This window comes from Ohtaekwangia koreensis, assembly GCF_900167975.1.
Lineage (GTDB): Bacteria > Bacteroidota > Bacteroidia > Cytophagales > Cyclobacteriaceae > Ohtaekwangia > Ohtaekwangia koreensis.
This window is the reverse complement of sequence record NZ_FUZU01000004.1, coordinates 623127-634527: the sequence shown is the minus strand read 5'-3', so window position 1 is coordinate 634527 and position 11401 is coordinate 623127. Positions and strand designations below refer to the sequence as shown.

At 42.5% G+C, this 11401-nt stretch carries 10 protein-coding genes; 5 read left to right on the top strand and 5 right to left on the bottom strand.

The features are described 5' to 3' along the window. Positions 1–74: 74 nt before the first annotated feature. The 4 genes from tsaD (at position 75) to B5Y40_RS26000 (ending at position 2952) form a co-directional block, all read left to right on the top strand. On the top strand, positions 75–1079 hold the full coding sequence (gene tsaD / locus B5Y40_RS26015; RefSeq protein WP_079689784.1) for a tRNA (adenosine(37)-N6)-threonylcarbamoyltransferase complex transferase subunit TsaD: 1005 nt from the start codon (positions 75–77) through the stop codon (positions 1077–1079). A gap of 103 nt (positions 1080–1182) precedes the next feature. Further along, positions 1183–1563 (top strand): thioesterase family protein, encoded by a 381-nt coding sequence (locus B5Y40_RS26010; RefSeq protein ID WP_079689783.1) that lies wholly within the window; start codon positions 1183–1185, stop codon positions 1561–1563. Between the two features lie 118 nt (positions 1564–1681). After that, positions 1682–2146: an SsrA-binding protein SmpB gene (gene smpB, locus B5Y40_RS26005; RefSeq protein WP_079689782.1), complete on the top strand. Its 465-nt coding sequence runs from the start codon at positions 1682–1684 to the stop codon at positions 2144–2146. A 14-nt stretch (positions 2147–2160) separates the two neighbouring features. Continuing rightward, complete coding sequence (locus B5Y40_RS26000) at positions 2161–2952, top strand: C40 family peptidase (protein WP_079689781.1); 792 nt, start codon at positions 2161–2163, stop codon at positions 2950–2952. 144 nt (positions 2953–3096) lie between these two features. Here the strand turns inward: B5Y40_RS26000 and B5Y40_RS25995 are convergent, their stop codons facing one another. The 5 genes from B5Y40_RS25995 to B5Y40_RS25975 all read right to left on the bottom strand — a co-directional run bounded on the left by B5Y40_RS25995 (position 3097) and on the right by B5Y40_RS25975 (position 9219). Then, positions 3097–3687 (bottom strand): hypothetical protein, encoded by a 591-nt coding sequence (locus B5Y40_RS25995; protein ID WP_079689780.1) that lies wholly within the window; start codon positions 3685–3687, stop codon positions 3097–3099. Positions 3688–3783: 96 nt separating this feature from the next. Next, positions 3784–4677 carry a PfkB family carbohydrate kinase gene (locus B5Y40_RS25990; RefSeq protein WP_221408989.1) on the bottom strand — a complete coding sequence of 298 codons (894 nt, stop codon included), beginning with the start codon at positions 4675–4677 and terminating at the stop codon, positions 3784–3786. 493 nt (positions 4678–5170) lie between these two features. Next, positions 5171–6013: a prolipoprotein diacylglyceryl transferase gene (gene lgt / locus B5Y40_RS25985; RefSeq protein ID WP_079689779.1), complete on the bottom strand. Its 843-nt coding sequence runs from the start codon at positions 6011–6013 to the stop codon at positions 5171–5173. Between the two features lie 57 nt (positions 6014–6070). Continuing rightward, positions 6071–7108 carry an LIC11966 family surface protein gene (locus B5Y40_RS25980; protein WP_079689778.1) on the bottom strand — a complete coding sequence of 346 codons (1038 nt, stop codon included), beginning with the start codon at positions 7106–7108 and terminating at the stop codon, positions 6071–6073. A gap of 32 nt (positions 7109–7140) precedes the next feature. After that, entirely contained in the window at positions 7141–9219 is a 2079-nt protein-coding gene (locus B5Y40_RS25975) for a carboxy terminal-processing peptidase (RefSeq protein ID WP_079689777.1), read from the bottom strand. A 187-nt stretch (positions 9220–9406) separates the two neighbouring features. Here B5Y40_RS25975 and B5Y40_RS25970 point away from each other — a divergent pair, with 187 nt between their 5' ends. Continuing rightward, the gene (locus B5Y40_RS25970) at positions 9407–11341 is read left to right on the top strand and encodes a sialate O-acetylesterase (protein WP_079689776.1); all 1935 of its coding nucleotides are present in this window, start codon (positions 9407–9409) and stop codon (positions 11339–11341) included. The last annotated feature ends 60 nt before the right edge of the window (positions 11342–11401 follow it).

The following is an 11401-nucleotide window of genomic DNA, read 5'->3' as shown; positions in this document are numbered from 1 at the left end:
AAGCGCTGTGAAAAGATAGGCCAGTATCTTTCGAATTCTATTTTTGATAACTTGCCGGTTCATTCTATCAACACATGCGTCCCGTTATCCTTGCCATTGAATCTTCGTGCGATGAAACATCTGCCTCCGTTATACGAAACGGCAAGGTACTTAATAATATTATCGCCTCACAGGCGGTACATCAAAAATACGGAGGAGTTGTACCTGAGCTCGCCTCGCGTGCACATCAGCAAAACATTATAGCCGTTGTGAGCGAAGCGATGGAAACATCGGGCGTGAGCAAAACAGAGTTGGATGCGATTGCGTTCACCCGCGGCCCAGGATTAATGGGAGCTTTACTGGTAGGCGTATCATTTGCAAAAGGCATGGCCATGGCACTGGATATACCGATGATTGAAGTGAACCACATGCAGGCTCATGTGCTCGCGCATTTTATCGATGAGCCCAAACCTTCGTTTCCATTTCTTTGCCTTACCGTGAGTGGAGGTCATACGCAGATTGTTCTTGTGAAAAGTCATTTGGAGATGGAAGTGATCGGACAAACACAAGATGATGCTGTAGGAGAGGCCTTTGATAAAGCCGCAAAGATTATGGGACTTCCTTACCCGGGCGGTCCATTGATCGATAAGTATGCGCAGCTTGGAAATCCGAAAGCCTATAAGTTTTCGGAGACCGTGATGCCCGGACTGGATTTTTCATTCAGTGGTATAAAAACAGCATTCCTATATTTTCTTCGAGATGAAAAGGTCAAGAACCCTAATTTCGTGGAAGAACATGTAAATGATATATGCGCCAGCATTCAACAACACCTGGTGACGATGTTATTGAAGCGATTGTTACAAGCCAGTGAACAGACCGGAATAAAAGACATAGCCATAGCAGGCGGAGTCTCTGCGAACTCTGGATTGCGAAAAGAATTAAAAGCATTAGGTGATGCGAAGGGATGGAATGTATTTATACCTGCTTTCGAATATTGCACCGACAACGCAGCCATGATTGCTGTAGCGGCCCACTATAAATATCTGAAACAAGAATTTTGCTCGTTGGATGTAACTCCGTTGGCACGCATGCCGCTTTGAGAAAAGCTCGAAGTAAAGCGCTCAAAGTGGAAGCTAAAGTTTCGTAAAGGTTTAAGTATACTTTATAAATTTGCTTTCAGCTTTCTATTTCTGCTTTACAATCATGAAGGACATCAGTGTGTTTACCAGGGAATATCACTACACCGTGAAACCGCAGGATGTGGCAGCTTTCCACGGAGAAGTGGTGCACCCGGTCTGTTCAACGTATGTGCTGGCCCGGGAGGTTGAATGGACAACGCGGTTGTTTGTGCTGGAGATCATGGACGATGATGAAGAAGGGATTGGGACACATGTGAGTATTGATCATAAAAATCCTGCCTTTGTCGGAGAAGAAATTATCTTTACTGCCCGGATCGATCAGCTAAAAGGCAACGAGTTGATTTGCAAGTATGAAGCCTCCGTAAATGGCCGCATAATTGCCAGTGGTACAACGGGGCAAAAAATTTTAAAGAAAGAAACGCTCAAAAGAATTTTTACGAGATAAGGTATACATCAGATTGGAACATAATTATTCTTTGAGAATGTTAGTCCAAAAGAAACCGATTAACATCACGAATGATATTTAATGTATACCGCATCAGATATTTCAATTTAAGGTTACAATGAAACAACAACGTTTTTCAGATAATATTAATATAAGAAACCGCCAGGCCAGCTTTGAATATGAACTGCTGGATAAGTATGTGGCGGGCATGGTACTGATGGGCACGGAAATTAAATCAATCCGCGAGGGAAAAGTAAACCTGCAGGACGGTTATTGCTATTTCAATAATGGAGAAATGTTTGTGAAGGGAATCAATATTACTCCCTATGCACAAGGCACGCATTATAACCATGATGCCACACGTGAAAGAAAATTGCTTTTGAAACGTTCTGAGATAAAGAAGCTGGAAGGAAAAATTGAAGAGAAGGGATTGACGCTGATACCGACACGGCTTTTTATCAATGATCGCGGACTGGCGAAATTGGAAATAGCATTAGGCAAGGGTAAGAAGCTTCATGATAAACGTGACAGCATTCGCGAACGCGATGCCAAGCGTGAATTGAACCGGATTAAGTTAAAATAAACTGGAATTTCGTAATGGAGAATATAGACTACGGTGTTTGCCGCCTGAGTGTACTATCTGTACGCACAGAACCTTCTGACAAAGCTGAACAAGCAACGCAGCTTTTGTTTGGAGATCATTATGAAGTTATAGATCAGTCGCCAGAACGAAAATGGTTACGTATCCGTATTCACTTTGATCAGTATGAAGGGTGGATCGATAGCAAACAACATCACCCGGTTTCAAAAGATTACTTTGATTACCTGGATAAATCAGAATTTAAAATCACCACCGACCTCACGTCCAGTATGCTTTATAACAAGAGCCCGCTGGCAATTTTGATGGGGAGTATGATCCCCATTTCAAGCTCTGAATTATTCAAGATGGAAGAGCAGTTCGCGTTTAATGGTGAAGCTAAAAATGTCGGACTTAAACGTGAATATGAGTTTCTCAAGAATATAGCGGTGAAGTATATAAATGCTCCCTATCAATGGGGCGGTAAAAATCCATTTGGTATAGATTGCTCAGGCTTTACCCAGATGGTATATAAAATCTGTGGCTATAAACTTTTCAGAGACTCATCACAGCAAGCCAACCAGGGTAAGTTAGTGAAAGAATTCAACGAGATGCGCCCGGGAGATTTAGCATTCTTCAAGAATCAGGATGACAAGATTTCGCATGTGGGCATTGTACTCACCGAAGACAAAATCATTCATGCTTCAGGGCGCGTGCGCATCGACCAGATCACACCGGAGGGAATCATGAACGGTGATACTAAAAGTATTTCGCATACACTGTCACACATCCGCAGGATATTGACCGAGTGAGGTACTGAATGCAATCACCTAAATATAGGCTCTGCTATATTTAGTCTTAGAATGGTTTAACTCAACATGCTGGATATAAGCTTGCTCTTGGCAAAACGCCCTAGTACAGATCTTAGGTTATGCCGGTATATTTACCAGTATATATTATTTTTTACCCATCGGACGGGCAAAAGCGTTTCTGATATGAAGACGTGAGATCCAGATTTTCGATTTGTTCGGATTAATTTCAACAGATTCCAGTATTCCGCCACAGCGAACAGTTCTCCCGAGTAACTGAGACGGATTTACAGGTTCAGCGTAAACAAAATATTCGAAGCAAAGTATAGTTGACTTTGATTTATTCGCAGTGGTTGTCATACCTTTTAAAAGTCCGTTGTGCATAACAAATTTCAACGTGTTGTAGCCGAGTGCTGTACTGTCAATACAAGGATGAGCGGGCATCACCAGGCGATGCCCTATATATTTGTTTGCGTTTGTCTGAAAATCCTCAAAGGTCATTTGATCGAGCGTCACCATCCCTGCCGCTGAAAATATATTCATATAGGTGACAATGCCGCGTACATCCGATGAATCGTTTTTTGTCGTTGTAAGCAGCTGGTTCGTTTTTTCGAAGGCTCCTTTAAAGTCTTCCTGTTGCAGGAAGGGAACTACCATCTGAAAATCCCCATGAGAAATCACCTGGGCTGAAAGCGCTCCCGACAGGAACACCGATACGATCGCGAAAAGAATTTTCATGAAGATTATTATATGTTGTTAAAATCCGTTTGACTGAAAAGAGATTTGACCTATAGAATGCTAACGGTATATTTCAGTTAACGAATAATACAACCATTATATATCTACAGGCATTATTTTTTTACTGTGTTTCAATATACTCGTAACATCCTCGGGGGTTCCTGTAAAGGGTCCTGACGATTCTATTTTCAATGTTGCCATGGCTGCGCCAAATTCTCCGGCTGCCTGCAGATCGTTACTCTGGATACGCTGGTATAAATATCCAGCCATATAGGTGTCGCCACAGCCAGTAGCATCTGTGACAGCTTTTGGTACATAAGCTGGTATGTCATAGAATATACCGTTGTGATAAAGCACAGAACCCTTACTTCCGAGCGTAATGATTACCTCCTTAACACCCCAGTCTGCTAAAATCCTGGAACCCTCACGCACATCGCTGCTTCCTGTCAGCACTTCCATTTCGTGTTCGTTGGCTTTTAGGATATCTATATATTGCAGCGCCTCTTTTTTAGAGGTCCAATCTATAGGCACAACATTTTCGTTTTCAACTTTGCGCAAGTAGCCTTGAACATCCAGTGATACAACTCCTCTTCCGGCCAGATCTTCGATCAGCTCAACCGAAATGTCATCCGCGAGTAAAGGTCCAAGATGAAAAATCTTGGCTTGTATATCGGCAAGTTGTTCTGCTGTGAATGGATCTGCTATCTGCAATACCTTCTGTGTACGATGATCAAGGTTTTCAGAATAGATGTTTTCAAAATGAACCGTGAAAGTACTGGGCAGTGCATTCACATCTATACCTTTCGCGCGTAGATCAGCAACAAACCTCATCTCACTTTCTGCGAGGGCTGTAACCAATGTATAGCTTACATCCATGTTTTTGATGGCATTCGAGAAATAGAACGATGTACCACCAGCCATGTGTTTTATTGATTTGGTAGTAACCACTTTGTCGAGCGTGATGTGTCCTATGCAGCAGATATCGTACATATACATTTGTTCTAGCGTGAAATTCAGCCACCGCATGTCGGTAGAGAATTGGCAAAAATAACAAAGATTCCTATCGTCATGATTTTTTTAATGCAAAGCAGTGAGAAATTTGTTTAAACGGCCGGTTTACAAAAGTATATTTCCCTGCTATCGACTCCATACAGCGATAGCATCCGTTTGCAAAATAGCATTGTGCTACTACCGCTGTAAATACTCTATGCTATATTTAACCGCAGCACAGATAATCCATTTGACTAAATCAGGATGTTCGCGAATCCCAAAAAGTTTAAACGGTATTATTTAAATATAAGTTCTTTTCGTTTTTTGATTACTCATTGTATGAAGAGAAACGGTTGAATATGCCGAACAAGAACGCCCGGCATAGTGGAAATGATTATTATTAGAGAAGAGTATATAGGCTCTTCTCATTTCCGAAAGTATATTTTAATGATAGTACTAGTAAACACTAGTGCTGTGATTCTTAAATGATCATTTAGAGTATTCCATTTGCGTTTTTCGAAGGGCTTGTGTCTGTCTTTTGAATGCGCTTACCTGTCAATAAGATGATAATTCCTGCTATAACGAACGGTACACTTAATAATTGTCCCATGTTCAATGTCAGTTCGTTTTCGAATTCTGCCTGATTGATCTTAAAGAATTCGTCAACAAAGCGAAGTGTAAAAAGAACGATGAGAAACCAGCCTGTCAAGAATCCTGAATTAATTGTATCACGCTTTGAATTCCAGGCCATGAACAAGACTATAAACAGAAGAAGGCAATATATAGCCTCGTAAAGTTGGGCTGGGTGTCTGGGTATACCATCGACTTGTGTAAAGATGAATCCCCACGGCAGGGTAGTAGGCAGCCCCACCATTTCAGAGTTCATTAAATTGCCGAGACGGATCAGCGCCCCTGCCAGAGCAGAAACGATCACAAGCCTGTCAACGATCCACAGGTAATTCACTTTTGTTTTGCGTGCGAATATATATACGGCGATAAGTACACCGATGGCCCCGCCATGGCTTGCGAGCCCGCCTTCCCAAATCGCGAGGATTGTGATCGGTTCTTTAAGGTAGTGGATGGGGTCATAAAACAGCACATGCCCTAATCTTGCCCCAATGATAGCAGCTATTACTATATATATTGTTAAGGCATCGACTTCCTTGGTGGAATGACCTTCCTTTTTGTAGATATAGTACATGATCTGCTGGCCGAGCAAGAAGCTCAGCGCCCAGGACACACCGTACCATCGTACAGGATGGTTTACAAACGGAATGACAAATATGTCGCTGTTGACATCCCAGATTATATAGTTAAAGGTGTGTAGAAGTTCCATTGTCAGTATACAAGTGAATATGCGAAAGGTAACGATATACTCCGGAATTGTAATGGACTATCTTGGTACATGCGATTCCATGAACCTTTTTACGGTCGTATTCCAATTGTCCAGCACTTTCGCGCGACCGTCATTCAATGCGTTTGAAGATTTATTGACAGCCGTTAATGAAGCATTATACTCGTCTATAGCTTTATTGTAGTTATCGACATCAGCCTGGGTGCGCTTTCCTTCAGGTTTGGCAGTAAAAGCTTTTTGAATCTTTTCAAATTCGCTGCGCTTTAATACAAATTCACTTTGTATGGTGATATCTTTTTCAGCTTCACTCTTATGGAATTGAAGCACTTTGCGGCAGGCTGTTACAACAGAACCATCACCCTTGAAAGCACGCATCGTATCCAGTTTCAAAAGCCCTTCTTCTGCAAATTTCAACATAGTCACGCGATTCTGTTCAATGCCGTTGATGTCTTTGTCGTTAACCGCTTTGGTTACATACCCTTCCTGCTTGTGGCTTTTAAAGAAAATCAGATATAGCTGGTGATAGTAGGAGTTTACATCGCCAACCTGTCTGAGTTTTTTCGACATGCGTGAATCCGTATCCACCAAGCGTATATTATTGTTCAGTGCGAATTCTTTGAACGCTACACGCACTTTATCATGTTCGAGTCCCAGTACTTCGCCAGCTTTTTCCTGTGCCATCAGGTAAGCCTCCATGGCATCATAAGATTGCTCTGAGATCTCTTCCATGTTTACGATCTTGGCATAATCTTCATTGAATACTTTTAATAAAACGTCCCAATATTTTTTATAGGCATCCCGAAGCGCAACATCGCCTTTATAGGGGCGAAGCTTATTGGCCATTGTTATAGATTGCTTGATTTCAGAAATAAGCTCTTGTCTTTTTCGTTCTGATTTTCGTGCGCGGTTTCCATGAGCAACTTCGCTCATATAGCTCAGATACTTCTTCGATAATTCATTTTCCTGCGTTGACAGGTAGTCCATATACTCACTGGCGGTCTCCAATGATTTAGATTGTGAATAAGCATTTGCGAGAATGACACTCAGGAGCAGTGTAACGGTAATCCGGTAAATCATAAAAATTTATAAAAGGGTTAAGGAGTTTTATATTAATGGCAATTCATTTCAAGAAGATCGGTTAAGATCAGAAAAGACTCGGTGACATATATATCTTTCGCGAGCCGTGCCATCCACAACTTGCTAAAGGCATCTGCATATTCATCAACATTCATGCGTTGCTTGTCTACCGTACTGTTGGCAACTTCATAGAATATATTCGGTTGACGAAACGTTTCAGCAAGCGCTATATATTTGGAAGACTGTTCTTCGCGTTGTTTACTGAATTGCTGCCATAGAAGTGTTACAGGCTCACGCTTATTGGTTAATTCTGATAAGTACGCGCGACTTTGATTTACACCTTGAAACGACAAAGATGATTTAACCCGAAGTTCGCTTTGCTTTCTTAGCTTGACGTGCGGCAAAGGAAGCAGGGGCTTATAGTATGTTCTCTTCTTGGAAGAATCGCCTGCCAATACATAGGGCAATTCTGATTCGCGGTCCACCACAACGTCATATATATCCGGAAGAACTATATCAGGCTTAACGCCTTTGCCTTGTGCACTGGCGCCTGTTACACGATAAATTTTATTAGTCGTTATACTCGCAAAACCTAGACCTGTTTTAGTCGATGCCAGGGATGGCTCTCCCTGACCGGGTGTTAATGTAGACAAGGTTTGTGCCGTTGCCTTTCCATACGTTGTACTGCCTACAATGAGCGCGCGATTATAATCCTGTAATACTGCTGCAAGAAACTCGGAAGCAGATGCACTTCTGCTGTTGACGAGTACGATCAGTGGCCCGTCATATATAGTGCCGCGGTTTATATCTTTTAGCAGTGTAGCAACTTGCGCTTTATCTTTTGTAATTCCCAATGGACCTTCATCGATGAATATTCCGGCCATAGCGATTGCTTCCTTCAACGCACCACCACCATTATTACGAAGGTCGAGGATCAACCCGTTGATCTTTTCTTTTTTTAGTTTGATGATCTCTTCGGCTACATCGGTGGCACATTTGGAGCCATCAAGTTCATGTCCCCACTGTGTGTAAAAATCAGGCAGCGATATATAGCCTATTTTATAGCCACCATTCAATACATATCCGTGTGCATAATTTTCTTCCATGGATATCTTTTCCTTTTTGAGCTTCACCTTCTTCACCAATCCATCTGTGCTCTTTAAGGTAAATTCCATCGTGGTGTGATTGGCATCTTCAAGCATATCGTTTGCTTCTTCGAGCGATATACCTATATCCTGCTGTTTTTGCCCTTCCCAGGTGAGGTTCAGGATGATGTCGGAGGTATTAATTTCTCCCGATTTCCATGCCGGGCCGCCTGGCGTTACCGTTGCGATCAGCACATCTCCATTATTGTTTTCGCCCAGCGTAATTCCGAAATAGTAACCTTCTGTACTCAGCGAGGTCAGAAAGTTTTCCATTTCAGTTGTTGACATATACGAGGTATGCGGATCATATACCGCAGTGATACTTTTGAAATATATAGACGCCACATAGGAAGCTATACCAGAGGCATGACTTTGTATTTGTTTGAACGGACGCAGTGCAGATGATTTGGCACTTAGCCGGGCTTTTGCTTCATACTTGTTAAAGAAGTCTGGTATATTATTTTTCTGATCCTTTTTCAAGTCAGCCAACTTGTCAAAAGATTTATACTTAAGTCGTAGTCTCCACCTTGCTTTTAGTTCTATTTCATTAATAGCCCAGCGTGCCGTATCGTGTATATAGTACTCCTTGCTATTTTCGGTAAAGGCATTTTCGGTGGCAAACTGAATACACGCTTCAGTACGTTGCACACTGCTGATATATAGTTTGGTAAGATCGTTTAAAAAATTCCAGCTTTTACCTTGAAGCTCGTCATCCAGCAGCGATTTATACTTTGACAGGGATTGGATGTCAGCTTCAGCAAAGATAAGTTTGTTAGGATCAAGGTTTCGCAGGCATTGGTTAAATACCTGGTTGGAGAATTGATCATCAATATTTCGGGGAGAGAAATGCTTCAGTGAAAGATTTTTGGTTAACTGCTGAGCTTCGTTACGGTAGTCAGGCGATTTTTGGGCCAATGATTGACTGAACAGACACAGTGCCAGTAGGGTAGGTAGGACGTTGTACATAACCCTGAAAGTTTCAAAAAATATTATCGCCTTCAAATTTTACAGTGCAATTTTTTTTCTGAACCTGTACTGAAGTACTTATTCGGCCACATCTTGCTCTGAAGGGTTGTCCAATTATAGGACAACCATCTCCGGGTTGAATGAGAAGACATCAATTTTATTAAATTGGCATTGTTAAAGCTATGTCATGACGATTCCCTCGAAAGCCCTGCGCGTACTCATAATCGTATTCCTGTTCACTTGTCAGCTCGTGCATGCGCAGGTAAAGCTGCCGCGTCTGATCAGTGATGGAATGGTGATGCAGCGTGATGCAGAGGTGAGGGTGTGGGGATGGGCTGCAGCAGGTGAAAAGGTGACGGTACACTTTAACAACAAGATATACCAGGCCATCACGGATGCAGCCGGAAAATGGTTTGTAACACTACCATCCATGAAGGCAGGTGGTCCGTATACCATGACGATCGAAGCCAGTAGTACCGTTGTTGTAAAAGATATTCTGATAGGAGATGTGTGGATTTGTTCCGGACAATCGAATATGGCATTGCCGATGGAGCGGGTAAAGGAACGGTATGCCGATGTCATTGCGAAAGCAGAGAACCCTGCGATACGAAACTTCTTTCTATCAACTCAATATGAATTTAAAAAACTTCGTGACGATGTACCTTCCGGAAGCTGGGAACCTGCAACTCGTGTTAACGTTCTGAAGTTTGGTGCGGCTGCATATTTTTTTGCAAAGACTATATATGAGAAATATAGGGTTCCTATCGGACTGATCAATGCGAGTGTTGGTGGCTCCCCTGCAGATGCCTGGCTCTCTCCGGAGGCATTGAAAAAATTCCCGGAACAGCTGAAAGAGGCCGAACGTTTCAAAAATGATGCTGTAGTTGATAGTATACTATCAACTGACCGTGCTCGCAGTCGAGCGTGGTATAATTATATCAGGCAATACGATGCGGGCTATAATGGTACCAAACGCTGGTATGACACCACGTATACTGCAACAGACTGGCCGGTGATGAATATTCCCGGATATTGGAGTGAACAAGGATTAAACAACCTGAATGGTGTGATGTGGTATAGGAAAGAAATAGATATACCCGCATCGATGGCGCGGCAACCTGCCAAACTGTTGCTGGGATGTATCGTGGATAGTGACTCGGTATATATTAACGGTGTATTGGTGGGAACCACCGGGTATCGCTATCCGCCACGAAGATATACTGTGCCTGCAGGTTTACTGAAGCCCGGAAAAAATGTTATTGTGATCCGTGTTATCAATACCATTGGAAAGGGTGGCTTTGTAGAAGACAAGGTATATCAACTTTCGAATGCTAATGCTGCCGTGAACCTAACTGGATCGTGGCAATATAGGGTAGGAGCAGTAGCTGATCCGTTGCCGCCAACCACATTTATACAGTATAAACCTGGCGGACTATTTAATGCCATGATTGCTCCGTTGCTGCACTTTCCAATAAAAGGTGTGATCTGGTATCAGGGAGAATCAAATACCGGCCGTGCAAATACCTATCATGCTGAATTTCGTACGCTGATCGAAGATTGGAGAAGACATTGGGGCCAGGGCGACTTTCCATTTATATATGTACAGCTTGCCAACTATATGCCTATATCCACATCTGAAACTGGTTGGGCGGAATTGCGCGGAGCACAACTTAAAACTCTTTCCGTTCCAAATACAGGCATGGCTGTTACAGTGGATATTGGTGAATGGAATGATCTTCATCCTCTCAACAAAGAAGATGTAGGGAAACGACTTGCACGAGCGGCACAACATGTAGCGTACGGTGAGAAGGATATTGTATACTCAGGCCCCATCTATCAATCTATGAAGATAGTGGGTGACAAGATCGTTTTACGCTTTGTCAACACAGGCAGTGGACTTGTAACCAAGAATGACGAACCTTTAAAATATATAGTTATAGCAGGGGCCGACAAAAAGTTTGTACCAGCCAACGCGAAGATTGAAGGGAATACAATCGTTGTGTGGAATCCGGAAATAAAGAAACCGGTTGCTGTTCGCTATGCTTTTATGGATAATCCACAAGGTGCCAATCTATATAATAAAGAAGGACTGCCTGCATCGCCTTTTCGGACGGATCAGTAGAGTATATTTCCGATAGCACTTGTCGTATGATAAAATATACCGGCACAAGTATTTTAGATA

Coding starts and splice junctions, on each gene's coding strand:
- B5Y40_RS25975 (WP_079689777.1), bottom strand. CDS start 9,219: ATGTACAACGTCCTACCTACCCTACTGGCACTGTGTCTGTTCAGTCAA.
- B5Y40_RS26000 (WP_079689781.1), top strand. CDS start 2,161: ATGGAGAATATAGACTACGGTGTTTGCCGCCTGAGTGTACTATCTGTA.
- B5Y40_RS26010 (WP_079689783.1), top strand. CDS start 1,183: ATGAAGGACATCAGTGTGTTTACCAGGGAATATCACTACACCGTGAAA.
- B5Y40_RS25980 (WP_079689778.1), bottom strand. CDS start 7,108: ATGATTTACCGGATTACCGTTACACTGCTCCTGAGTGTCATTCTCGCA.
- B5Y40_RS25995 (WP_079689780.1), bottom strand. CDS start 3,687: ATGAAAATTCTTTTCGCGATCGTATCGGTGTTCCTGTCGGGAGCGCTT.
- smpB (WP_079689782.1), top strand. CDS start 1,682: ATGAAACAACAACGTTTTTCAGATAATATTAATATAAGAAACCGCCAG.
- lgt (WP_079689779.1), bottom strand. CDS start 6,013: ATGGAACTTCTACACACCTTTAACTATATAATCTGGGATGTCAACAGC.
- B5Y40_RS25990 (WP_221408989.1), bottom strand. CDS start 4,677: ATGTACGATATCTGCTGCATAGGACACATCACGCTCGACAAAGTGGTT.
- B5Y40_RS25970 (WP_079689776.1), top strand. CDS start 9,407: ATGACGATTCCCTCGAAAGCCCTGCGCGTACTCATAATCGTATTCCTG.
- tsaD (WP_079689784.1), top strand. CDS start 75: ATGCGTCCCGTTATCCTTGCCATTGAATCTTCGTGCGATGAAACATCT.